Here is a 23,318-nt window from a genome sequence, read left to right as displayed (position 1 = left end):
GCCGGGTCAGCCGACCGGATCAGCCGGCGGCGAGTGCGGCGGCGACGAACAGGATCAGGCCGACGGTCAGGTAGGCGGTCGGCGGGCGCAGCCAGACCCGGGCCGGGTCACCGAGGGCCGCGCCACCGGTGATCAGCGCGTAGAGCCCGGACGCGAAGATCGGCAGGCCGGTCGCGAGGAACGTCCCGGAGACGATGCCGCTGGGCGACACCGGCCCGCCGACCGCCGCGTCCGCGAGCATCCGCAGCGCCGGCACCTCGAAGATCACCGCAAGTACGGCGAAGAGCAGCGCGACCGCCGGCCGGCGGGTCCGGTACACCCCGTCGCCACCGCTCGCCGCCCCGCCGCCGACCCGTCGGAGACCATCGGCCGGCTCGCCGTACAGGCCACCGGAGTCGGCGCCGAACCCGACCTCACCGCCCGGAATCGGGTTGCCGGGCGGCGGACCGATCATGCTGACCGGCCCGGTCGGCAGGTGCAGCGCCGCGACCGGCGTCTCCGTCGGGGCCGGCTCCGGCTCGCCGCCCCGGCCCGGCGCGACGATCGGATAGCCGCTCAACGGCGACCGTTCGGCGCCGGCCGGAGTACGGGCCGGTTCCGCCCCGCCCCGTCCGCTCTCGTGCGGCGCGTCCGCCAACCGCCCGTTCGGCTCACCCCGCCCGGTCGCACCATCCGGACCCCGTCCGGTCTCGCCCGCCTCCCGGCCGCGCTCGGACGGATCGAGGCCGACGTCCGGCCGGATCCGGATCGCGTCGAGCGGGTCACGACCGAGATCCGACGAGTCGGCGTACCGCTCGCCGCCGGCGTACCGGTCGGGGTCGTTGCGGAACCGGTCCGCGTCGGGGTCGCCGCGGAAGCGGTCCGGCTCGGTACGGAAACGGTCCGGCTCGGTACGAAAACGGTCCGGCTCGGCGCGGTAGCGGTCGGGCTCGGCGGCGTACCGGTCGGGGTCGGCCGGGAAGCGGTCACCGTCCGAGGGGTAGCGGTCGCGGCCGGCGTCGGTGGCGCCGTGCCGGGGCTCGTCGGACACCCCGGTGCGTGACTCGACGGCGGAGTAGCCGTCCCCGGGGTGACGCGCCTCGTTCGCACGCCAGTCCGACTCCGGATATCCGCGCTGGCCGGCGTACCAGCGCAGCTGCTCCTGGTCCTCGGGGGAGTTACGTTGTCCGTCCACGAACGGGCACCGTAAACGACCCGGCCAGGGCTGCGCCAATTAGTTGACCTTGATGCCCCGGCTTGTCGCCGCCCTCCGTGTTCCGGCCGAGGAACCGCCTTTCGCCCCTTCTCGCGAAGATCCGATCCGGCGTCACGGCGACCTCGGCACCCGCGCCGGCGCGGGTCGACCGGGCTCGGACCGGGCCAGCGGTCGGTGATGAACGGGTGACGGCGGTCGCTGCGCCCGGCGTCCGACCGGCGGACCATCTCCGGTATGAGACCCACCGAGGAACAGGCCCTGGCGCAGATGTTCCGCCGCTTCGCCCGGCACGAGTTCCGCGGTGTCTCACCCCGGTACGAGCAACTGTCCGAACTGCTCGCCGACCGACCGGAGCTCACCGAACCGCTCCTCGCCGCCGGACCGGGGCAGCGGCGGGCGATCCTATACTTCGCCGCGGTGCAGTACCTGCTCCGGACCGTCGCGCGCGAACACCCGCTCGCGGCGTACCTGCCGACGCTCGGCGGCACGCGGGACGTGGACAAGGGCCTCGGCGTCGCCCTGGCCGACCTGGTCGGCGGCTACCGCGACGAGCTGACCGAACTCTGCGCGACCAGGACCACCCAGACCAACGAGGCCCGGCGGGCGGCCTCGCTGCGGGCCGGCTTCGGACGGGCGACCGAGCACGCCGAGGGGCGCCCGCTGCACCTGGTCGAACTGGGCACCAGCGCGGGGCTGCTGCTGATCACCGACCGGTACGCCTGCCGGTACGTCGGCCCGGACGGCCGGACCGAGACGTACGGGCCGGACGGGGTGCCGGAGGCGCTGACCATGGCGGTACGGCTACGCGGCCCCGGCTGGCCCGAGCCGGCCGCCACCGAGCTGACCGTCGCCGACCGGGTCGGCATCGACCTCTCCCCGGTCGACGCCACGGATCCGCTCGCCACCGACTGGTTGCGGGCCTGTATCTGGCCGGAGCAGACCGACCGGCTGACCCGGCTGGAGGCGGCGCTGACCGAGGTCTCCCGGGTCAGGCCACGGCTGGTCGCCGGCGACCTGGTGCACACCCTGCCGACGCTGCTCGCCGAGATCGCCCCGGACGCCGTCCCGGTGGTCTTCGCCTCGATGGCCCTGACCTACCTCGACCGGACCGCCCGTCGCCGGCTGGCGGCGACGCTCGCCGAGGTCGGCGCCGAGCGGGATCTGACGGTGGTGGTCAGCGAGGCGTCCGTCGCCGGCGCCGAACTCTTCGTCGACGGTCGACCCGCGGCGGCCGGACCACCGGACGTGATCGGTGCCGCGCTGCTCACCGTGGTCTCGTGGCGTGATGGCCGGGCCGGCGTCGAGGTGCTGGGGCGGACCGACGGACACGGCACCTGGCTGGAGTGGCACCCGAGCCGGTACCCGTACGCGCGACCCGTGGCCTGACCCGGACGGAGGCGGTGCTAGCACACCCGGCGCCCGATCGTCCGGTTGTCCACAGGTGGCGGCGCTGTCCACAGGCGGCGGGCGGCCGAGCCGCCGTCCGGTGTCCGGTGCGGCAACCTCGACCGCATGACACGACAGCGGCAGGCGGTCGGCGCGTACGGCGAGCGGTGCGCCGTACGGCACCTGGTGGCGAACGGACTGCGGGTGGTGGACCGGAACTGGCGCTGCCCCTCCGGCGAGATCGACATCGTCGCCTGGGACGGCCGGGTGCTCGCCTTCTGCGAGGTGAAGACCAGGCGTGGCACCGCGTTCGGCCCACCCGCCGAGGCCGTCGTGCCGGCGAAGGCCCGTCGGCTGCGCGGGCTCGCGGCGCAGTGGCTGGCGCAGCACCCGACACACCCCGACGAGGTCCGGTTCGACGTGATCTCGGTGTTCGCTCCGGCCCGTGGCGCGGCCCGGGTGGAGCACCTCAAGGCCGCGTTCTGACCCACTGCCCACCGCGCCCGGCACCTGCGCCAGCCGACGACCCGGGCCGAGCACCCGCGTCCGCTGACAACTCGGCCGAGCACCCGCGTCCGCCGCCAACCGGGCCCGGCACCCGTACCCGGCGCCGTGAGGACGCGACCGGGTAGGGGTGCCGGGCGGCTTACCGGCTGGCGATCCCGTCGCCTCTCAGCCGGGGTGGGCGGCGTTCCAGTCGACCAGTTCCGGTGCCCGGTTGGTGATGACGCCGTCGACGCCGAGCCCCTTGAGCGTCTGCCACTGGCTGGCGGAGTCGACGGTCCAGACCATCAACGCCACGCCCGCCGTGTGCAGGCTGGTGATCACGGCGGGTCGGCCGGTCAGCGCCGCCACCGCGGGGTTGTACGCGGTCAGGTGGTACTGCCGGGCGATCGCCACCGGGTCGGCGTCGAGGGTGCTGCGCAGCAGGCCCAGCGGGATCTCCGGGGCCAGTTCGTAGCTGTACCTGAGCGCGTTGGTCTCGAAGCTCTGGATGAAGACCCGGCTGGTCATCTGCTCGGCCCGGATGATGTCGATGATCCGGGCGACCTCCGTCTTGCTGTGCGCCCCCTTGATCTCCAGCAGCAGCTTGCCACCCTTGGTACGCAGGTCGGCCAACTGCTCGGCCAGCGTCGGGATGCGTACGCCGGTGAACTGGGAGCCGAACCAGGAACCCGCGTCGAGCTGCTTGAGCTGGGCCGAGGTCAGGCTGCGGATCGCCCCGGTGCCGTTGGTGGTGCGGTCGACCGTGCTGTCGTGCAGCACGAACGGAACCCCGTCCTTGCTCGGCTGGACGTCGTTCTCGATCCATTCGGCGCCGTTGCTCCGGGCAATGTCCTGGGCGACCAGGGTGTTCTCCGGCGCGACGGCCGAGGCGCCCCGGTGGGCGATGACGGTGAGCGGGGCACCGACCGGCCGGATGTACGGGCTCGGCGCCAGCTCGGTGACCTTGACGTTGTCGTACGAGACGGTGGCGCCGTCGACGACCAGGGCCTGCACGCCGCCGGTCGAACGTTGCAGGCTGCTGGTGCGCAGCACCTCCCGACCACCGAAGAACCAGCGCGCGTTGATGCCGTGCACCTCGGCGGCGATGGCGATGTCCCGGCCCGTGCCGGCGGCCGACGGGGCGGCGGCGGTGTTCGTCACGTTCCACGTGTTGGCCGTGGTCCGCTGGGCGAACTCGATCCCGTTCGCGGCGGTGCTGCCGCTGCGAACGGTGGCGATCCACCAGGGCGGGGTGCCGGCGGCGGCGACGTCGAGCCCGAGCGCGGTCCAGCGGGTCGCCTCGTTGACCGACTCGAACCGGATCGTCGCCTCGAACCGGAAGTCGTTCAGGTGACGACCAAAGGTGATCTTGTTGGGCCCACTGGCGGAGGTGCCGTACAGCCGTCCGTTCTTGACCGTCCAGCTTCCGTCGACGGCCCGCCAGCCGGCGGGAAGGCCACCGGTGTCGAAGTTCGCCGAGACGACGACGCTGCCCGGAGCGGCGACGGCCGGGGTGCCGGCGTCGACAGCGGTGAGGGTGCCCACCGCGAGCGCCAGGGCCAGCAGTCCGACGGCGGCCCGGCCGGGGGTGGTGGCACGGGCGCGCGCGGCGCCCAATCGAGTGAAGACCATGATTGGGGACGCTAGGGCGGAGAGGGTAACGGCCGGGCGAAAACCAGTTACCGGTACGGAAATCAGGGATGTACGGCTCCATCACCACCTGACCACCCCGGAAGTGGCCGATCACGGCGGAAACGGACGTCCCGCTGGCGCCCCGAGGCGCAGCGACTAGAGTGCCGGAGGTCATGACGAGCATCCCGACACCCGCTGTCCCCGCCCCCGCGCTGAGCAAGCTGCCGTCGTTGACCGGTCTGCGGTGGATCGCCGCGATGCTGGTCTTCGGTTTCCACATCGGCACCATGCGGGTGATCGCCGAGCCCGACTACCAGGCGGTGGTGGGCAAGCTGTTCACCCTGGGCCTCTCCGGGGTGCAGTTCTTCTTCATCCTCAGCGGGTTCGTGCTGGTCTGGTCGGCCCGGCCGGGTGACACGCCGGTGGCGTTCTGGCATCGCCGGATCGCGAAGATCTTTCCGAACCACGTCGTGCTCTGGGCGGCGGTGTTGCTGCTCGGGGTCTACTGGGCCGACCCGTTCAACCTCAAGGTGGCACTGACCAACCTCTTCCTGGTGCAGGCGTGGAACCCGACACCGGGCTGGTTCTACAGCGTCAACACGGTGAGCTGGTCGCTCTCCTGCGAACTGTTCTTCTACCTCTGCCTGCCCCTGGTACTGCCGCTGATCCGCCGGCTACGGCCGTGGGTGCTGGTCGCGATCATCGTCGCGATGCCGCTGCTCATCCTCTCGCTCTGGCCCGGGCAGTTGCTGGTGCCGGAGCCGGACCGCTGGTGGTTCACCCAGGTCTTCCCGCTGGTGCGCTCGCTGGAGTTCTGGATGGGCGTGGCGGCGGCCGAGCTGATGGTCCGTGGCCGGTGGCGGGGACCCAACCTGAAGGTGGCGAGCGTCATCTTCGTGGTCGCCTGGGTGGCCGCCGGCCAGTGGATCCGGGCCGAACTCTGGACCACGCTGCTCGCGGTCGTATACATCCTGGTGATCACGGCGGCGGCGGACGCGGACGTCAAGGGCACCTGGTCGCCGTGGCGGTCACGGCCGATGCGTTGGCTCGGCGAGGTCTCCTTCGCCTACTACCTGGTGCACGTGTTCGTGGTGACCAGCGTGATGCGCGCCACGGGCAATCTGGACGGTTTCACCGGCTGGCGCGGGCCGGCCGCCACGGTTGGCTTCCTGCTGCTCAACCTGGTGCTGGCCGGGCTGCTGTTCCGGTACGTCGAGACGCCGATGATGCGCCTGCTCGGTCCCCGGCGCCGGCCCGCCCGGGCAGCAACAGGACCGGCCCCGACAGCGGCACCACCGGGCGCGGCGACGACGACAGCGACGACGCCGGGGACGGCGCCGAGGGTCGTCGTCCCCCGCCAGACCGCCGCCGACGACCACGAGCGGGAGCGGGACCAGGACCGGGACCAGGACCGGGTCACCCGGTCCGGCTGACCGTCAGCCCGGGGTGGTGGGCCGCCACATCGGCTGGATCGCCGGCCCGTCTTCGGGCAGTCTGATCGGGTCACCAAGCGGGTGGAAGCCGTGCCGCTCGTACAGCGCCCGGTTCCGGGGCGTACTCGCCTCCAGGTAGACCGGCACCCGGTCGGCGTCGGCCCGGGCCAGCCGGTAACGGAGCATGGCGGCTCCGAGCCCCCGACCCCGCTGCTCCGGTACGACCACCATCTGTTGCAGGTACCAGTGCGCTTCCGTACGGGGATGACGCCGCCGGGTCAGCTCGTGCACCAGGGCCATCCGGGGCGCGTACTCGCCGTAGGTGGGTTCGAAGAAGGCGGCGAGTTCGGCGGCGCTGGCCTCGGAACCGGTGTCGGTGCCGTCCTCGTACTCCCAGACCGACAGGCCGGCGATGCTCGCGTCCTCGGTGCCGGCGACCACGACTCCGCCCCCGGCCACCACGTCGGAGAGCCATTGCGTCGCCTGCTCCAGGCTGGCGGCGAGGCGCTCGCGGCGGACCCGCTCGTCCGGCACCACCCAGCTCACCACCGCCTCGTCCTGGCTCGCCGTGGCGAGGACCGCCGCGATCGTCGGGGCCTCGTGCGCGCTGGCCGGCCGTACGCTCAAGCTGTCGGGCATCGTGATCCTCTCCTGGTTCGGTGGGCGCCACCCCCACCATTCACCACAATGGACGTTGTTGCCAGCTCTTGGCGACAAGAGCAGACTTCCGATCATGACCGATGTCCCGCCCGTCCGGCGGTCCCTGCTCGCGCACACCCCCGTCCGGCGCACCCCTCGGGAGGTGCTCACCCAACTCCTCGACCGGGTCGACGACAACACCCGCACCAGCGGACCCGACGGTCCGGTGGCCCAGCTCGAACGACGGATCGCGACCATGCTGGGCAAGGAGTCGGCGCTCTTCTTCCCGACCGGCACGATGGCGCAGCAGGTCGCACTCCGGATCCACGCCGAACGACGGGACCGGCTGGCCTTCGCCGCGCACCCGCAGACCCACCTGGACACCTGGGAGGCCCGGGGCTACCAGGTGGTGCACGGGCTGCGTTTCCACCCGGCCGGTGACCGGTACCGGCTGATGACCGGGGCCGACCTCGACGCGGTGGGCGAGCCACTGGCGGCGGCGGTGTGGGAGTTGCCACAGCGCGACATCGGCGGACAGCTACCCGAGTGGGACGACCTACGCGCACAGGTCGACCTGGTACGTGCCGGCGGGGCGGCGGCGCACCTGGACGGGGCTCGGATCTGGGAGGCGCAGACCTACTACGGCCGCCCGTTCGACGAGATCGCCGGCCTGTTCGACACCGTGTACGTCTCGCTCTACAAGGCGCTCCAGGGCGTACGCGGTGCGATTCTCGCCGCCGACGCCGCGACCATCGACACGGCCCGGGTGTGGCGGACCCGCCTCGGCGGTGCCATCCACGACGCCTGGCCGCTCGCCCTGGCCGCGCTCGCCGGGCTGGACACCCTGCTCCCCCGGATGCCGGCCTACCGGGACCACGCGGTGGCGCTGGCGGCGGCGATCAACGCCGACGGGGTGGCCCTGGCCTGGCCCGACCCGCCCCAGACCCCGCTGTTCCACGTCCACCTGCCGGCGGGTCCGGCGGCGGTCGAGCGGGCCGGCGCCGCGCTGTTGGCCGACACCGGCACCCAACTGTTTGCCCGGGTCCGCTCGGCTCCGGACCCGACCAGGTCGAGTTTTGAGATCAGCGTGGGCGACAACGCGATGGAGTTCGCCCCGGACGAGGTGGTCGACCTGCTGCGGGAACTGCTCCGGCGGGCGGCCCGGGAGTGAGTCGCTCCCCGGCCGCCGCCGGGGACGGTTACCTGGTGCTCGGCACGACGGCGGCCGGGGTGACCACCGGGGGCTGCGCGGGCACCGGGTGCCGGCTGAGCACGGAGACCCGGTTGAAGGCGTTGATCGCGATCGCCGCCCAGCTCAGTACGGAGATCTCGTCGACGCTGAGGACCGACGAGATCCACGCGTGCTCCGCGTCGCTCACCCGCTCGCCGGCCATCAGGGTCGCCCCCTCGGCGAGCATCAGCGCGGCCCGTTCCCTGGCGTCGAAGAGCTCGGTCTCCCGCCAGACCGACAACACGGCCAGCCGGTGCGTCGTCTCCCCCTCCGCCAGCGCCCGCGCGGTGTGCAGTTGCAGGCAGTACCCGCACCCGTTGAGCTGCGACACCCGGATGTTGACCAGTTCCAGCAGGCGCCGGCTCAGCCCGAGGTCGTCGGCGTGCGCCCGAATCTGTACGGCGACCGCGCTGAGCGACTTGAAGATCGCCGGCGACTGCTTGTCCAGATAGGTACGGCGAGCCGGGTGCACTACGCGCCGCCGACGCGGGCGAGCAGGGCGGGCGTGACCGGGTCGACCAGGTCCTCGTACTGGTGGTGGCGTTCGACGTACCTCTTGACGAACGGGCAGATCGGCACGACCCGCAGCCCGGCCGCCCGTACGTGGTCGAGCGCACCGGCGACGAGGACGCTGCCGAGCCCCTGGCCGCCGTACTCCTCGCCGATCTCGGTGTGGAAGAAGACGCGCTGCCGGTCGTGGTCGAAGAAGCGGGTGAAGCCGGCGACCTGGCCACCGACGGTGATGGTGTACCGGTGGTGGGCCTGGTCCAGTTCGACGACCGGCTCGGCGGAAGGATTGGTCATGGTCTGTCTCGTCTCCGGGTGAGGGGTGGCAACGGACGGGTTCAGGCTTGACGGGTGGCGAATGACGGGTTCGGGCTCGGCTGGTGGCAACCGAGGGGTTCGGGCTTGACTGGTACCGACCGACGGTTCAGGCGCGCAGTTTCAGCCGACCGTTCGGCAGCGGCGGTGCCGGGATGAGTTCACGCCACTGCTCGGGGAAGGGGCCGTACGGCAGGTCGCCCGTACCGTCGCGGTCGGCGCCGAAAGCCTGGTCCTGCCACCGCTGCCGGTACTCGACGATCTCCTCGTGCGTACGCCCGATGAAGTTCCACCACATGATGATCCGCTCGCCGAGCGGTTCCCCACCGATCAGCAGGATCCGGGCCGGTTCCGGCCCCGCGGTGACGGTCAGGGTGCGCGGACCGGCCGGGACGAAGAGCAGCTCGGCCTGGCCCACGTCGGCACCGGCGACGGTGATCCGGCCGTCGTCGACCAGCAGCCCGTGCTCGAACGTCGGGTCCACCTCGATCGTCACGGTCGCCGTCGGCTCGATCCGCAGTTCCGCCCCGAGCAGGCGGGTGGCGGTCCAGACCGGGGAGGTCGCGCCCATCAGGGAGCCGACAAAGACACTCAGCCGGGCGCCGTCGATCCACGACGGTTCGGGGACGTGGTGCTCGAACCGGGGCGCGGTGTGCCGCTCGCTCTCGGGTAGCGCGATCCAGAGCTGCACGCCGCGCAGCACGGTGCTTTCCGGCGTCGAGATCTCGGAGTGGGCGATGCCCCGGCCGGCGGTCATCAGGTTCACCTCGCCGGGCCGGACCGTACGGACCGAGCCGACCGTGTCCCGGTGTTCGATCTCACCGTCGAAGAGCCAGCTCACCGTCTGCAAGCCGGTGTGCGGGTGGCCGTTGACCAACATGCCGCCGGTGGCGTCCACCCGGTCCGGGCCATAGTGGTCGACAAAACACCAGGCGCCGATCAGTGACCTGGCCCGCTGCGGCAGGGTCCGGCGTACGTTCATCGCCCGCAGTCCGCCCAGCGGCACCTCACGCGGCTCCAGGATCTGCGACCCGTCCGGCCCCGACTCGCAGGTGGTGAAGTCCGGCTCGGCCTCCGTGGTACTCACGTACGTCCTCCGCCCGTAAGGAAGGGCCCCTAGTTAACGGATTCGGTAGAGGAAGGGCCCCCTGTTAACCGCCCCGACGGAAGCGAGCGTAGCCCGGGGCGGTCAGCGACGGCAGCGGCGTCGAGTGGTGCGTCGGCCCGCCCTGGAAGGACTCAGGACGGGTCGGCCGGCAGGTGCTCCTCGGCCCAGCGGGCGATCTGCGTCAAGGCCGGTACGAGCGCACGACCCGCGGCGGTGAGGTGGTACGAGACCGCGACCGGTGGTCCGGCGTCGACGGTACGGACGACGAGCCCCACGTCGGTCAGTTGGGACAACCGGTCCGAAAGCACCGAGTCGCTGATCCCACCGACCGCGCGGGACAGCTCGCGGAATCCGGCCGGGCCGCTACTGAGACTGCCGATGACCAGACCGCTCCAGCGCTTGCCGAGCACCTCGAAGGCGCGCGCCAGGGCCACGTCGGCGCGATCACAGCTGATCGTCGTCGTCTCGTCCCGCCCGGGCCTGGTCACGCCACCAAAGCTAGCAGATCCGTTGGCACTTCGTTTTACGAAGCTGCTAGCCTTGCCGCCGCTACACCGAAATCCGATGCACCATCTGAAATAGGAGCAGTGCTGCAACCATGACCGAAACCACACCACCCCGCCCGACCGTGGCCGTCATCGGCGGCGGATACGCCGGCTTCAAGGCCGCGAAAGCCCTCGACGACATCGCCGACGTGACCCTCGTCGACCCGTCCGACTCGTTCCTGCACAACGTCGCCTCCTGGCGTGCGCTGGTGGAACCGGAATGGGTGGACCGGATCTTCCTGCCGTACGACCGGCTCCTGCATCGCGGACGCTTCGTCCAGGACCGGGCGGTGGCGGTCGACGGCCGGGAGGTAACCCTCGCCTCCGGCGCACGCCTGGAACCCGACTACCTGATCCTCGCCACCGGCTCGTCCTACCCGTTCCCGGCGAAGAGCGACGAGACGCGGACGACCGTCGCCCAGGCCAGGTTCCGGGACGCGCACCAGGAACTGCGGTCCGCCAAGCGGGTGCTCCTGGTCGGCGCCGGTCCGGCCGGCCTCGAACTCGCCGGTGAGATCAAATCGGCCTTCCCCGACAAGCACGTCACCCTCGTCGACGCCGGACCGGACATCCTGCCGGGCCGGTTCGACCAGGCACTGCGCGACGAACTCCGGGCCCAGCTCGACAAGCTGGGCATCGAGCTGAAGCTCGGCAGCGCACTGGACGAACTGCCCGACGTGCCCCCGGCCACCGCCGGACCGGTCTCCGTCACCACCGCCAGCGGCGAGCGGATCGACGCCGACATCTGGTACCGCTGCTTCGGCGTCACCGTCCGGACCGACTACCTGCGCGGCGCGCTCGCCGACGTACGCGACGATCGCGGCTACGTCCGGGTGGACGACCAGCTACGCGTCGTCGGCCAAGACCGGGTCTTCGCCATCGGCGACGTCTCCACCGCCGACGTCAAGATGGCGGGCATGGCCAGCGGACAGGCCGAACTCGTCGCCGGCAACCTGCGCACCCTGATCACCGGCGAGGGCCAGACCACGGCGTACGTCGCGCCGGGGCCGATGATCCTGGTCCCGCTCGGCCCCGACGGGGGCGCTGGAATGCTGCCCTGGATCGAGGGCGTCGCCGGTCCCGAGGCGGCCTCCGAGATCAAGGGGCGCGGCATGCTCGTCGACACGTACAGCGCCCAGTTCGACGCCCCGCCGGCCAGCGAGCGGGCCTGACCACGCTCGGCCCGGCGGCGTGACCACCCGTCGCCGGGCCGGTCCGACCAGCACTTACGGCTCCCTGACGGACTCGCCTAGCACGTCGTCGACGTGATCGTACGGTTGTCCACAGGGCTACCGGTCGTCCACAGCGGGGACCGGGCCGGCTACCGCGCTCGGCCCGGTTCGGCCACGGTCTGGCGCATGACAACCGCGCCACATCTCGACCACCCACCTCCTGGCCGGACACCGCTGATCCGGCCCACCGGAGCCGACACGACCGCGCGTTCCCGCCCGGCCGACCCGCGACCACGGCCCGCACGAACCCACCGGCCCGAACCGGCGGGAGCGACGCCGTCGGGAGCGACACCGGCCGAAGCGACGCCGTCGGAAGCGGCAGCGGCCGAAGCGACGCCGTCGGAAGCGGCAGCGGCCGAAGCGACGCCGTCGGAAGCGGCACCGGTCGAAGCGACGCCGTCGGGAGCGGCCCCGGCCGGAGCAGCACCGATCGGAGCGCCGCCGGTCGGAGCTACGGGGACGGGTCGGACCGGGTGGGTGCTGACGTGAGCTACGCGAAGGTGCTCTGCGTCGGGCTGGTCGGGGTGACCGGGCACCTGGTGGAGGTCGAGGCCGACCTGGCTCCGGGCCTGCCCGCCGTCGTCCTGTCCGGACTGCCCGACACCGCGCTGAACGAGGCCCGCGACCGGGTGCGCGCCGCCATCGTCAACTCCGGCCAGCACTGGCCCAACCGCCGGATCACCGTCAACCTGCTCCCGGCCACGCTGCCCAAGCACGGCTCCGGCTTCGATCTCGCGATCGCGGCGGCCCTGCTCGGTGGCAGCGGCGAACTCCCACTGGCCCCGCTCGACCAGGTGGTGGTCCTCGGCGAGCTGGGACTCGACGGCACGGTCCGGCCGATCCGGGGCGTACTGCCGATGGTCGCGGCGGCGGCCCGCGCCGGCATCACCCGGGTGGTCGTGCCGGTCGACAACGCGGCCGAGGCGGCGGTCGTACCCGGGATACGGGTCCGGGCGGCGGAGACCCTGCACCGGCTGGTCGCGTTCATCCGCGACGGTGTGCCGCTGCCCGACCCGCCGGCACGCCGGACATCCCCGCCGGCCACCGGACCGGACCTCGCCGAGGTCGCCGGTCAGGGACTCGGTCGCCGGGCGGTGGAGGTGGCCGCCGCCGGTGGCCACCACCTGGCGCTGCTCGGTCCGCCCGGCGCAGGGAAGACCATGTTGGCCGAACGGCTCCCGTCGATCCTGCCCGAACTGGACGACGAGACCGCGCTCGAGGTGACCGCGCTGCACTCCATCGCCGGCATCCTGCCGCCCGGTGGGGATCTGGTACGCCGCCCGCCGTTCCAGGCACCGCACCACACCGCCACCGTCCCGTCGCTGGTCGGTGGCGGCTCGGGGCTGGCCCGTCCCGGTGCGGTCTCGCTGGCCCACCGGGGCATCCTGTTCCTGGACGAGGCCGCCGAGTTCGCCGCCCGCGCCCTCGACTCGCTGCGACAACCGATGGAGCACGGCCGGGTGACGTTGAACCGGTCCAGGGGCAGCACCGAATATCCGGCCAGGGTGCAACTCGTACTCGCCTCGAACCCCTGCCCGTGCGCCAAACCCGCCGGTGACACCCACTGCGAGTGCACCGCCCAGGCCCGTCGGCGCTACCTGTCCCGGATCTCCGGTCCCCTGCTGGACCGGATCGACGTGCAGGTGACCCTCACCCCGCTGCGCGCCGCCGACCTGATGGACAGTGGAGAGGCGAACGAGTCCTCGGCCGAGGTCGGTGCCCGGGTCGCCACGGCCAGGGCGGCGGCCACCGCCCGCTGGGCGAAGCTGGGCTGGAAGGTGAACGCCGACGTGCCGGGGCCGTACCTGCGCCAGGCCCGGTGGCGGCTGCCGAGAACAAGCACACAGCAACTGCGGCGACGCCTGGACAGTGGCGCACTCTCGGCCCGTGGCTTCGATCGGGTGGTCCGGATGGCCTGGACCATCGCCGACCTCGACGGTCGGGACCGGCCGGGCGCCGAGGATGTCGCCGAGGCGTTGACCCTGCGCACCAGGGAGTCGACGTGACCTCGACGAACGATCTCGGGCAGTCCGACGCGCTCGCCCCGGTCAGGCTGGCCCGGATCGCGCTGACCTGGCTCGCCGAGCCCGGCACCTGGTCGGTCCACCGACTCGTGGACGCGTACGGGCCGATCGGCGCGCTGGAGCGGCTGCTGGCCGGTGACGTACCGGACCGTCGGGTGCGTACGGCGGTGGCCGCCCGCCGCGCGGCGGGTGACCCGCGCGAGGTCGCGGCGGCGGCGCTCGCCCACACCGAGCGACTCGGCGCCCGCCTCGTCGTGCCCGAGGACGACGAGTGGCCGGCGCAGGTACGCGATCTGGAGCTGATGACGCGGGAGGGCGCCGGACGTGTTGTCGACCAGGAGACGGCACCGCCGCTCGCCATCTGGGTGCGCGGCAATCATCCGCTCGCCGAGGCGCTGAACCGGGCGGTGGCGGTGGTCGGCGCGCGGGCGGCGACCCCGTACGGCGACCACGTCGCCAGCGGACTCGGCTACGGGTTGGCCGAACGGGACTGGACGGTGGTCTCGGGCGGGGCGCACGGGATCGATGCCGCCGCGCACCGGGGCGCGCTGAACGCCGGTGGGCTGACCGTGGCCGTACTCGCCTGCGGGGTCGACCGGCCGTACCCGGCCGGAAACAGCTCGCTCTTCGACCGGATCGTCGAGACCGGGCTGCTGATCAGCGAGTGGATGCCCGGGGCCGAACCGCTGCGGCACCGGTTCCTGGTCCGCAACCGGCTGATCGCGGCGGCCACCATCGGCACCGTGCTGGTCGAGGCCGCTGCCCGCAGCGGCGCCACCCAGACCCTGCGCCGGGCGCTCGCGATCAACCGTCCGGCGATGGTGGTTCCCGGCCCGGTGACCTCGGCGATGTCGGTCGGCGCCCACGAACTGCTGCGCGAGCACCCGGCTGCCCGGCTCGTCACCGGTCTGCCACACGTGCTCGAAGAGGTCGGCCGGATCGGCGCGGACCTGGCACCGCTGGCCCGAGCGCCCCGGCAACCACGTGACCTGCTCGACGACGAGAGCGCGGTGGTGCTGGAGGCGCTTCCCCGCCGGGGTGTGCTCGACGTCGACGCGCTCGCCGCCCGAGCCGGCCTGGACCTTCGCAACACGCTGCGCAAGCTCGCCCTGCTCGAAGACCTGGAGCTGGTGGTACGGCGAGACGACGGGTACGCCCTCGCGGTGCCGTCGGCCCGCCCGACGACCGTACGCTGACCGCGCGTGGGGTACGGGGCGCGACGGGAGCCAACGTCACCGGGCGACCGGTCGACGGAGGCCGTCACCAGAGTCCATGGTGGAGGGGACCCCAACCGGAGGCACGGGCTCCATCGTGGACCGTTCACGTCAGAACCGAGCGATATTCGCATTCGGCCGTTACCAGTGGATATCTGGAGGTTGACGGGATTTTCGCGCCCCGGCGGAATCTCGTCACACATGGGGCGTAGCCTTCCGCACGGTCCAGCGCAAAGTCGCTAAAACGGAGGATCTGTTCATGGCTCTGGTACGACGCGCTTCCGTCCTGGAGAACGCCGGACAGGTGGTGGCGACGGCGGTAGGCCGGGTCGCCGCACAGGCCGCCACCGCCGGGTCCACTTCGGTCGAGGGCGGGGGTTCGGGCACCGGTACGACGTACTCCGCCCAGCCGGCCGGCGGCGACGAGAACGGCACCTCGCCCGAGGCCGCCTCGGCCACCTCGCAGCAGGCCGGTTTCGGTGCCGTGACGGCGGCGTTCGCCACGATCGCCGTCGGCGGCTACGGCGCGTGGCAGATCTGGTCCAGCGGCGCGGCGGCGACCATCATCCAACCGCCGGACACCACCGCCGTCTTCGGCACGCTGGTGGTCTTCGCCGCGGCGGTCGAGCGGGTGCTCGAACCCTTCTCCCGGTGGTTCCCCGGACGGCGCACCGAGGCCGCCCTGGAACAGTCGATCGTGGCCCTGGTGAACCGGTCCAACCCGACGCACGAGGACCTGGTCGCGGTCGCGCAGGCGAAGGCACAGGTGGAGCGGGCCCGGAGCAACCGGACCGTGGTCTCCTGGGGAATCGCGACCGCGCTCGCCACGGTCGCCTCCAGCGCCGGTGGCTTCTACGTGCTGCACGCGATCGCCGGCCCGGAGTGGGAGGGGCTGCCGGTCTGGGTCGACGCCATCGTCACCGGTGTGATGGTCGGCAGTGGCACCAAGCCGCTGCACGACCTGATCAGCCGGGTCCAGAACGGCGGCAAGGACCCGGGGCAGAGCCCGGCCGCCTGAGCGCGGAGAAACGCACCACCAGCGGCGGGTCCGACGATGTGCCGGGCCCGCCGCCGTAGGGCCTGTCCGGCTGTCGCGGTTGCCGTAGGACCTGTCCGGCTGTCGCGGTTGCCGGCGTGCCGACTTGACCGCGATCCGGGTACGACCCACCGTCTCAACTGATGAGCCGAGAGAACGTCAGCCGAGCGAACACGGGTCGAGCGAGCAACAGCAGCCGGAACCTGCACGAGCGTCTGCCGCAGCCGATGCGGGACGCGGTGGACGACTTCGCCCGCCAGCTCTCCCACGTGGACAACCGCTCGAACCACACCGTCCGGGCGTACGTCGGCGACGTCGTATCGCTGCTCGACCATGCCGTACGGATGGGCTGCGGCATACCGGCCGAGTTGGACCTCGCCGTGTTGCGGAGTTGGCTGGCGAAGCAACGCACGCTCGGCGCCGCCCGTACGACGCTGGCCCGCCGGGCAGCCTCGGCGCGTACGTTCAGCACCTGGGCACACCGCGACGGCCGGATTCCCGCCGATGTCGGCGCCCCGCTCGCCAGCCCCAAGGCTCACCGGGAACTGCCCAGCGTGCTCCGGGCCGACCAGGCGAACGCGCTGGTGTTGGCCCCCGGCGAGGACACGGCAGCACTGCCGCTACGCGACCGAGCCCTGCTCGAACTCCTGTACGGCACCGGAGTACGGGTGAGCGAACTGTGCGGGCTGGACACCGGCGATGTCGACCACTCCCGCCGGGTGGTCCGGGTGCTCGGCAAGGGTGACAGGGAGCGGTCGGTCCCGTACGGCGTGCCCGCGCAGCGGGCAATCGACGACTGGTTGCGGCTGGGCCGACCGGCGCTGGCCGGGCCGGACAGTGGCGACGCCCTGCTGTTGGGGCAGCGGGGCGGGCGGTTGCAGCCGACCGTCGCCCGGCGGGTGGTGGGTGGCTACGCCCGGGCCGCCGGCCTGCCCCGGACCACCCCGCACGGACTGCGTCACTCCGCCGCGACCCACCTGCTGGAGGGTGGCGCCGACCTGCGCGCGGTGCAGGAGTTGCTGGGCCACGCCTCGCTGTCGAGCACCCAGATCTACACGCACGTCTCCGCCGAGCGGCTGCGCGCCGCGTACCGCCAGGCCCACCCGCGCGCCTGATTTTCACTTAGGTGTTGCCCTAAGCGATTTCCGCCCCCATACTTAGGGACATGCCTAAGCGAAGGGGTGATGCGGACGACCCGACGAACACCGGCCTCGACCGCGTGTTCCACGCGCTGTCGGACCCCACCCGCCGCCAGGTCGTCGAACGCCTCGGCCGGGGACCGGCGACAACGAGCGACCTGGCTCGTCCGTTTGACATGGCATTGCCGTCGTTCACCGAGCATCTGGGGGTTCTCGAACGCTCCGGCCTGGTGACCTCGGAGAAGACCGGACGGGTGCGGACCTACCGGCTCGCGCCCCAACCGCTCGAAGACGTCAACACCTGGCTCGCCGCGCAGCGGGTGCTGTGGACCAGGCGCCTCGACCAACTCGACGCGTTTCTCAACGACCTGAAGGAGCAGCAGAAATGACGGACTTCACGCCGAACCCGGACCTCGACCTCGTCCTGGTACGCACCACCGATGTCGCGCCCGAACTGGTCTGGCGGGCCTGGACCACGCCCGAGCTGATCGTGCAGTGGTTCGCCCCGAAGCCCTGGTCGACCCCGTCCTGCGAGATCGACCTGTGGCCCGGCGGCAAGTTCAACACCACCATGCGCTCCCCCGAGGGCCAGGAGTTCCCGAGCACCGGTTGCATCCTGGTCGCCGAGGAGGGCTCCCGGCTGGTCTTCACCTCGGCACTGGGCCCCGGCTTCCGCCCCCAGGTCGACGAGGAGGGCTTCCCCTTCACCGCGGTCATCACCTTCGAACCGCACGGCAACGGCGGCACGAAGTACACCGCGACGGCGATCCACGCCGACGCGGCGGCGAGGAAGTCGCACGAGGAGATGGGCTTCGCCGAGGGCTGGAGCACGGTCTTCGACCAACTGGTCGAGGTGACGAAGTCGCTCTGACAGAGTCGCTCTGACAGAGTCGCTGTGACGAAGTCGCTCTGACGAAGGACGGGAACGTCTCGCGCAGACCCGCGCGGCAGGCAGGAGTCCGGGCACCGGCCCGTGCCGCACCGCAGGATCCGCGAGGCGTTCCCTGACCGTCCACCGCCCGTACGTCACCGGGCATCCGGCCCGGCTACGCTGATCACGTGAGCGTCGTCGCGTCACCGCCGCCCGAGCCGATTGCCGGTGCGCGGCTCTTCTTCTCGCTCGACCCGGCCGTCACCCACCTCAACCACGGCTCGTTCGGCACGGTCCCGATCAGCGTGCAGCGGGCGCAGCAGCGACTGCGCGACGAGACCGAGAGCAACCCGCAGCGGTTCTTCACCCGGGGGCTGACCGACCGGATCGCCCACGCCCGGGGTTACCTGGCCGCCTTCCTCGGCGCCGACCCGGAGGGAACCGCGCTGGTCGGTAACGCCACCACCGGGGCAGCGGTGGTGTTGCAGTCGCTGCGGCTGGAGCCGGGCGACGAGGTGGTCAGCACCGACCACGGGTACGGCGCGGTCGCCTGGTCGGTCGAGCGGGAGTGCCGGCGTACGGGCGCCGTGGCGCGAACCCTGTCGGTCCCGCTCGCCGTGACCGACGAGGAGATCGTCGAGATCATCCGGACCGGCCTGCGCGCCGGCCGGCCGAAACTGCTGATCGTGGATCAGATCACCTCGCCGACCGCCCGCCTCTTCCCGGTCGACGCGATCGTCGCGGCCGCTCGCGACCTCGGGGTGCCGGTGCTGGTCGACGCCGCGCACGCCCCCGGCATGCTGCCGGTCGAGGTGGACCGGATCGGCGCCGACTTCTGGATCGGCAACCTGCACAAGTGGGCGTACGCGCCGCGCGGCACGGCGGTGCTCGTGGTGGCGCCGCCGTGGCGGGCGCGGATCGAGCCGCTGGTGGTCTCGTGGGAGCAGGAGAGCGGGTTCCCGCTCAACGTCGAGTACCAGGCGACGCTGGACTACTCCGGCTGGCTGGCCGCCCCGGTGGGCCTGTTCACCATGCGCAGTCTCGGCGTCGACCGGGTGCGCGAGCACAACGCCGCACTGGCCGCGTACGGGCAGCGGGTGATCGGCGCGGCGCTCGGCCTGGCGCCGGCCGACCTGCCCGACCCCGGCGGGCCGACGATGTCGATGCGGCTCCTGCCACTGCCCGACGGTGTCGCCACCACCCTGGACGACTCGATCGCGCTGCGGCACCGGGTCGCCGACACGCTCGGCGTCGACGCCTTCCTGACCTCGTGGAACGGCCGGGGCTGGCTGCGGCTCAGCGCGCAGATCTACAACCGGGCCGAGGAGTACGACCGGTTCGCCGAGCAGTTCCCGGCGCTGCTGACCCGCTGATGCCCGCCGGGCCGGGACCGCACCCGGGCCGGCCCCGGTCGTCCCGCTGTTGCCAGCCGGCACGGTGCTGCCAGTCGGCCTGCTGCTATCGGTCGGCTCAGTGCTTTCGGTCGGCTCAGTGCTTTCGGTCGGCTCAGTGCTGCCAGTCGGCCCGAAGCTGCCGGCCGGCTCGCCGCTGACCGTCGGTTCGCCGACGACGGTCGGCAGCAGCCGCACCCGGCCGAGCCCGAGCAGCGCCAGCGGGTCGAGGTAGTCCTCACCCCGGCGTAGGCCCCAGTGCAGGCAGGCCGGTGCCGGACAGCCCGGGTGGCCGGGGACGAGGAAACCGATCGCCGTGCCGGCGGTGATCAGGTCCCCGGCCCGTACGGTCGGCTCGACCGGCTGGTAGGTGGTCCGCAGCCCGGCCGCGTGGGTCACGCTCACCGTCGGTGTCCCGGCGACCCGGCCCGCGAAGAGCACCCTGCCCGCGCCGGCCGACCGGATCGTCGCTTCCGGCGATCCGACAAGATCTACACCACGGTGTCCGGGCTGCCACGGCAGCGGCGGCGGGTCGAACCGCCGCGCCAGCCGGGGCGGGCCGTCCAGCGGCCAGCGGAACGCCGGCTCGTCCGCCGATCGCGCCGCCACCGGCACCGCGACCGGTACCAGCGCCACCGGCACCGGCAGATCGGAGCCGGCCGCCGACGCCCCGGCGACAACCGTCACCGGTACGCCCGCCACGAGCACGGCCGGAACCAGTACGCCCGCCACGAGCACGGCCGGAACCAGTACGCCCGCCACGAGCACGGCCGGAACCAGCGCGCCCGACACGAACGCGGTCGGGACCAGCAGTGCCGACACGAACACGGTGGCGGCCCGTGGCCATCTTCGGTGCACCCTCATAGCGGGCAAGCATCGACCGCCGTTCGGGGCGGCACAACCGGCGCGAGCCGGGGCTGTGGACAGCCGGGGAGGCTGTGGAGAACGCTACCGCGACCCCGTTGATCTGCTATGGCGCGACGATCATGATCATCGCTCACCTAGGCTTTGCCCTGGTGGACCCGCCGTCAACGAGGACGCGGGCGACAACCGGGGAGATCAACTGATGACGACGGTGAACGAGGTGAGCGGGCCCTCGCGGCTGGCCCAGCCGGGCGAGGGGTTCTCGGCGGAGGAAGTCCAGCTTGCCGCCCGAAACCACGGCCTGCCGCTGGAGGCTCTGCGCTACGACGTCACTCCGGTCGGGTTGCACTACCTGCTGACCCACTACGACATCCCGGAGACCGAACCCGGGACGCACACGCTCACCATCGACGGCCGGGTGGATCACGCGGTGGTGTTCGACCTGGCCGAGCTGAGGCGGCGGCCGTGCGCTACCCAGCGGGTCACCATGGAGTGCGCCGGCAACGGCCGGGCGCTGCTGGAGCCCCGGCCGGTGAGCCAGCCCTGGCTGGTCGAGGCTGTCGGCACCGCCGAGTGGACCGGCACCCCGCTGGCGCCGCTGCTGCGCGACGCCGGGCTGTCGCCGGAGGCGGTCGACGTACTGTTCACCGGTGCCGACCACGGCGTGGAACGCGGGGTCGAGCAGGACTACCAGCGGTCACTGCCGGTGCCCGAGGCGCTGCGCGAGGACGTGCTGCTGGCGTACGAGATGAACGGCGCCCCGCTGCTCCCGCAGCACGGCTCCCCGCTCCGCCTGGTCGTGCCCGGCTGGTACGGCATGGCGCACGTCAAGTGGCTGCACCGGATCGAGGTGCTGGACCACGCCTTCGACGGTTACCAGAACGCGGTCGCCTACCGGGTACGTCAGCACCCCGACGACCCCGGCGTGCCGGTGACCCGGATCGAGCCGAGGGCCCTGGTCCAGCCGCCCGGCTTCCCCGACTTCATGTCCCGGACGCGGGCGGTGCGCCCCGGAACGGTCCCGCTGACCGGTCGGGCCTGGTCCGGGCACGCCCCGGTGACCGTTGTCGAGGTGACCGTCGACGCCGGCCTGAGCTGGGAGCCGGCCACGCTCGACCCGGCACCGGACGGCCCGGGCGCCGGGACCGAGTGGGCCTGGCGTCGCTGGCGGTACGACTGGGTGGCCGCACCGGGCCGGTACACACTCAGTGCGCGGGCGACCGACGCGTCGGGACGTACCCAGCCGGTGGAGCAACCGTGGAACCGGGGTGGCTTCGCCAACAACCTGGTCCAACGGGTCGAGGTCGTGGTGCTGGCCGGGTGACCGGAGATCGACGGCGCCGGTCACCGGTCACCGGTCACCGGTCACCGGCGCCACGGTCACCGTCCCGGTCTCCGCCGGTTCAGTTGCCGAATCCGGAGTCCGCCGGAAGGGAGATTTCTGGCTTTTCCAGCTCTTCCACGTTGACATCCTTGAACGTCATGACCCGGACGTTCTTCACGAAGCGCGCGGGGCGGTACATATCCCAGACCCAGGCGTCGTGCATCTCCACCTCGAAGTAGACCTCGCCATCCGAGTTCCGTACGTGCAGGTCGACCTGGTTGGCGAGATAGAACCGACGCTCGGTCTCGACCACGTAGGAAAACTGGCGGACGATATCGCGGTACTCCCGGTAGAGCTGCAGCTCCATCTCGGTCTCGTACTTCTCGAGATCTTCCGCGCTCATCGCACTCCGCCTTCCATGGCCACATCTTCCCCCACCGACGCTGGCGGCCGAGGCTGCTCCTCCAACGCCACGCCGACGGTACTCCCTAGCGGGGTCGTCCGCTTCCTCGACTCAGCCCGGCCGACCCCGATCGGACGCCGGGCCCGTGGCGGGCTGCCGGCACGACCGGAGATCGACGCGACATTCACGTACGAGAAGCGGTGCTCCTCGCACGGTCCGTTCCGCTCCAACGCGGCGGTGTGCTCCGCCGTGATGTAGCCCTTGTGCTCGGCGAAGCCGTAACCGGGGTACCGGCCGTCCAGCTCCACCATGATCTGGTCCCGGGTCACCTTGGCCAACACGCTGGCCGCCGCGACACACGCCGCGACCTGGTCACCCTTCCACACCGCCAGCCCCGGCACGCCCAACCCGTCCACCCCGAAGCCGTCGGTCAGCACGTACTCCGGTCGGGTCGAGAGCGAGGCCAGGGCGCGGCGCATCGCCGCCAGGTTGCACACGTGCAGCCCGCGCGCGTCCACCTCGTCGGCCGGGATGACCACCACCGCGTACGCCAGCGCCCGCTCGGTCACGGCCTGGTAAACCCGCTCCCGGGCGGCGGGGGTGAGCAGCTTGGAGTCGGCCAGCTCGTCGATCTCGCCACGGCGCCCCTCGGGCAGCACCGCCGCCGCCGCGACCAGTGGGCCGGCACAGGCACCGCGACCGGCCTCGTCCGCTCCGGCGACGTACCGGAAGCCGCGTCGTTGCAACGCCCGCTCCAGCGCGTACAGCCCGCCCTCGCGGCGCACCACCGTACGCGGCGGGGTCAGCATCCGCCCTCACCGCCGAGCACCCGGCGCAGCAGCGCCGGCAGGTCGGTCGGGTAGAACCGCTCCCCGGTGCGCTCCAGGTCGGCCACCGACCACCACCGGTGCTCGTCGATGGAGTCCCGCTCGATCTGGTCGAACCCGGCGGTGTCCACCTCGAAGGCGGACTCCCCGGCCGGCACCCGGCACAGGAAGAACTCCTGCTGCTGCCGGAACCACTCGCCACCGAAGGTGAACTCGGTGCTCTCCCGCCAGACCGGTTCGCCGAGCTGCTCCGGGGTCACCCGCAGCCCGGTCTCCTCGGCCAGCTCACGGGCGGCGCCGTGGGCCGACGACTCGCCCGGATCGAGGCCACCGCCCGGGGTGAACCAGTAGCGGTGCCCCGGTCGGGCCGGATCCCAGCCGTGGAACAGCAGCACCCGGTCGGCGGCGTCGAGCAGCAGCACCCGGGCGGCCTGACGAGGGGTGTAGACGGTCACCGGGTCAGCCTAGACGCGCCCTGCGGGACCGGAAACGACCGCCCAGCCCCGGAAGGGACGG

The 23,318-nt window shown here is 72.3% G+C and carries 23 protein-coding genes and 1 pseudogene; 13 read left to right on the top strand and 11 right to left on the bottom strand.

Translation table 11 applies throughout. The annotated features are described in order from the left end of the window. Window positions 1-19: 19 nt before the first annotated feature. Window positions 20-1,174, bottom strand: coding sequence for a hypothetical protein (locus ACI2K4_RS07715; RefSeq protein WP_404509599.1), 1,155 nt, complete (start codon window positions 1,172-1,174; stop codon window positions 20-22). 255 nt (window positions 1,175-1,429) lie between these two features. Between ACI2K4_RS07715 and ACI2K4_RS07710 the strand changes: the two genes are divergently transcribed. Both ACI2K4_RS07710 and ACI2K4_RS07705 read left to right on the top strand, forming a co-directional pair. After that, entirely contained in the window at window positions 1,430-2,581 is a 1,152-nt protein-coding gene (locus ACI2K4_RS07710; RefSeq protein WP_404509598.1) for a DUF2332 domain-containing protein, read from the top strand. Between the two features lie 126 nt (window positions 2,582-2,707). Continuing rightward, window positions 2,708-3,067: a YraN family protein gene (locus ACI2K4_RS07705; RefSeq protein ID WP_404509597.1), complete on the top strand. Its 360-nt coding sequence runs from the start codon at window positions 2,708-2,710 to the stop codon at window positions 3,065-3,067. A gap of 186 nt (window positions 3,068-3,253) precedes the next feature. On the opposite strand, the gene ACI2K4_RS07700 is transcribed toward ACI2K4_RS07705, so the two are convergent. Further along, window positions 3,254-4,699 (bottom strand): glycerophosphodiester phosphodiesterase, encoded by a 1,446-nt coding sequence (locus ACI2K4_RS07700; protein ID WP_404509596.1) that lies wholly within the window; start codon window positions 4,697-4,699, stop codon window positions 3,254-3,256. Between the two features lie 173 nt (window positions 4,700-4,872). Here ACI2K4_RS07700 and ACI2K4_RS07695 point away from each other — a divergent pair, with 173 nt between their 5' ends. Beyond that, entirely contained in the window at window positions 4,873-6,132 is a 1,260-nt protein-coding gene (locus ACI2K4_RS07695; RefSeq protein ID WP_404509595.1) for an acyltransferase family protein, read from the top strand. Between the two features lie 3 nt (window positions 6,133-6,135). Here the strand turns inward: ACI2K4_RS07695 and ACI2K4_RS07690 are convergent, their stop codons facing one another. After that, on the bottom strand, window positions 6,136-6,771 hold the full coding sequence (locus tag ACI2K4_RS07690; RefSeq protein WP_404509594.1) for a GNAT family N-acetyltransferase: 636 nt from the start codon (window positions 6,769-6,771) through the stop codon (window positions 6,136-6,138). A 94-nt stretch (window positions 6,772-6,865) separates the two neighbouring features. Here ACI2K4_RS07690 and ACI2K4_RS07685 point away from each other — a divergent pair, with 94 nt between their 5' ends. After that, entirely contained in the window at window positions 6,866-7,942 is a 1,077-nt protein-coding gene (locus tag ACI2K4_RS07685; RefSeq protein WP_404509593.1) for a threonine aldolase family protein, read from the top strand. A 28-nt stretch (window positions 7,943-7,970) separates the two neighbouring features. Here the strand turns inward: ACI2K4_RS07685 and ACI2K4_RS07680 are convergent, their stop codons facing one another. From ACI2K4_RS07680 to ACI2K4_RS07665, 4 genes are all read right to left on the bottom strand, one after another. Beyond that, window positions 7,971-8,474, bottom strand: coding sequence for a carboxymuconolactone decarboxylase family protein (locus ACI2K4_RS07680; protein WP_404509591.1), 504 nt, complete (start codon window positions 8,472-8,474; stop codon window positions 7,971-7,973). Further along, window positions 8,474-8,806, bottom strand: a complete 333-nt coding sequence (locus ACI2K4_RS07675; protein WP_404509589.1) for a GNAT family N-acetyltransferase — start codon at window positions 8,804-8,806, stop codon at window positions 8,474-8,476. Before ACI2K4_RS07675 ends, ACI2K4_RS07680 begins: the two co-directional genes overlap by 1 nt. Before the next feature lie 127 nt (window positions 8,807-8,933). Further along, a complete protein-coding gene (locus tag ACI2K4_RS07670) occupies window positions 8,934-9,911 on the bottom strand; it encodes a pirin family protein (RefSeq protein WP_404509587.1) in 978 nt (325 codons plus the stop codon). A 152-nt stretch (window positions 9,912-10,063) separates the two neighbouring features. Further along, window positions 10,064-10,420, bottom strand: a complete 357-nt coding sequence (locus tag ACI2K4_RS07665) for a winged helix-turn-helix transcriptional regulator (protein WP_404509586.1) — start codon at window positions 10,418-10,420, stop codon at window positions 10,064-10,066. 110 nt (window positions 10,421-10,530) lie between these two features. Between ACI2K4_RS07665 and ACI2K4_RS07660 the strand changes: the two genes are divergently transcribed. The 8 genes from ACI2K4_RS07660 to ACI2K4_RS07625 all read left to right on the top strand — a co-directional run bounded on the left by ACI2K4_RS07660 (window position 10,531) and on the right by ACI2K4_RS07625 (window position 19,366). Continuing rightward, window positions 10,531-11,649, top strand: a complete 1,119-nt coding sequence (locus ACI2K4_RS07660; protein WP_404509584.1) for an NAD(P)/FAD-dependent oxidoreductase — start codon at window positions 10,531-10,533, stop codon at window positions 11,647-11,649. 545 nt (window positions 11,650-12,194) lie between these two features. Next, on the top strand, window positions 12,195-13,715 hold the full coding sequence (locus ACI2K4_RS07655; protein WP_404509583.1) for a YifB family Mg chelatase-like AAA ATPase: 1,521 nt from the start codon (window positions 12,195-12,197) through the stop codon (window positions 13,713-13,715). Continuing rightward, complete coding sequence (gene dprA, locus ACI2K4_RS07650; protein ID WP_404509582.1) at window positions 13,712-14,929, top strand: DNA-processing protein DprA; 1,218 nt, start codon at window positions 13,712-13,714, stop codon at window positions 14,927-14,929. Before ACI2K4_RS07655 ends, dprA begins: the two co-directional genes overlap by 4 nt. 277 nt (window positions 14,930-15,206) lie before the next feature. Beyond that, window positions 15,207-15,965, top strand: a complete 759-nt coding sequence (locus ACI2K4_RS07645; protein ID WP_404509581.1) for a hypothetical protein — start codon at window positions 15,207-15,209, stop codon at window positions 15,963-15,965. Window positions 15,966-16,210: 245 nt separating this feature from the next. After that, window positions 16,211-17,098: a tyrosine recombinase XerC gene (locus ACI2K4_RS07640; protein ID WP_404510294.1), complete on the top strand. Its 888-nt coding sequence runs from the start codon at window positions 16,211-16,213 to the stop codon at window positions 17,096-17,098. A 50-nt stretch (window positions 17,099-17,148) separates the two neighbouring features. Continuing rightward, on the top strand, window positions 17,149-17,511 hold the full coding sequence (locus ACI2K4_RS07635; RefSeq protein WP_404509579.1) for an ArsR/SmtB family transcription factor: 363 nt from the start codon (window positions 17,149-17,151) through the stop codon (window positions 17,509-17,511). Then, window positions 17,508-17,993 (top strand): SRPBCC family protein, encoded by a 486-nt coding sequence (locus ACI2K4_RS07630; protein ID WP_404509578.1) that lies wholly within the window; start codon window positions 17,508-17,510, stop codon window positions 17,991-17,993. Before ACI2K4_RS07635 ends, ACI2K4_RS07630 begins: the two co-directional genes overlap by 4 nt. A gap of 188 nt (window positions 17,994-18,181) precedes the next feature. Beyond that, window positions 18,182-19,366 carry an aminotransferase class V-fold PLP-dependent enzyme gene (locus ACI2K4_RS07625; protein ID WP_404509577.1) on the top strand — a complete coding sequence of 395 codons (1,185 nt, stop codon included), beginning with the start codon at window positions 18,182-18,184 and terminating at the stop codon, window positions 19,364-19,366. Window positions 19,367-19,567: 201 nt separating this feature from the next. On the opposite strand, the pseudogene ACI2K4_RS07620 reads toward ACI2K4_RS07625, so the two are convergent. After that, window positions 19,568-20,164 (bottom strand): annotated as a pseudogene (locus tag ACI2K4_RS07620) (M23 family metallopeptidase); the annotation flags it as partial. Between the two features lie 286 nt (window positions 20,165-20,450). Between ACI2K4_RS07620 and ACI2K4_RS07615 the strand changes: the two are divergent. Continuing rightward, window positions 20,451-21,572: a sulfite oxidase gene (locus ACI2K4_RS07615; RefSeq protein WP_404509575.1), complete on the top strand. Its 1,122-nt coding sequence runs from the start codon at window positions 20,451-20,453 to the stop codon at window positions 21,570-21,572. Window positions 21,573-21,651: 79 nt separating this feature from the next. On the opposite strand, the gene ACI2K4_RS07610 is transcribed toward ACI2K4_RS07615, so the two are convergent. The 3 genes from ACI2K4_RS07610 to ACI2K4_RS07600 are packed head-to-tail and all read right to left on the bottom strand — an operon-like array spanning window position 21,652 to window position 23,257. Then, window positions 21,652-21,975: a DUF2469 domain-containing protein gene (locus tag ACI2K4_RS07610; protein ID WP_121158970.1), complete on the bottom strand. Its 324-nt coding sequence runs from the start codon at window positions 21,973-21,975 to the stop codon at window positions 21,652-21,654. Continuing rightward, a complete protein-coding gene (locus ACI2K4_RS07605; RefSeq protein ID WP_404509574.1) occupies window positions 21,972-22,784 on the bottom strand; it encodes a ribonuclease HII in 813 nt (270 codons plus the stop codon). Before ACI2K4_RS07605 ends, ACI2K4_RS07610 begins: the two co-directional genes overlap by 4 nt. Then, window positions 22,778-23,257 carry an NUDIX hydrolase gene (locus ACI2K4_RS07600; RefSeq protein WP_404509572.1) on the bottom strand — a complete coding sequence of 160 codons (480 nt, stop codon included), beginning with the start codon at window positions 23,255-23,257 and terminating at the stop codon, window positions 22,778-22,780. Before ACI2K4_RS07600 ends, ACI2K4_RS07605 begins: the two co-directional genes overlap by 7 nt. Window positions 23,258-23,318 lie beyond the last annotated feature (61 nt).

Origin of the sequence: Micromonospora sp. NPDC050397, assembly GCF_044901685.1 — a bacterium.
GTDB lineage: Bacteria > Actinomycetota > Actinomycetes > Mycobacteriales > Micromonosporaceae > Micromonospora_G.
The sequence above is the reverse complement of the archived record's forward strand: the minus strand, read 5'-3'. Positions and strand labels throughout refer to the sequence as shown.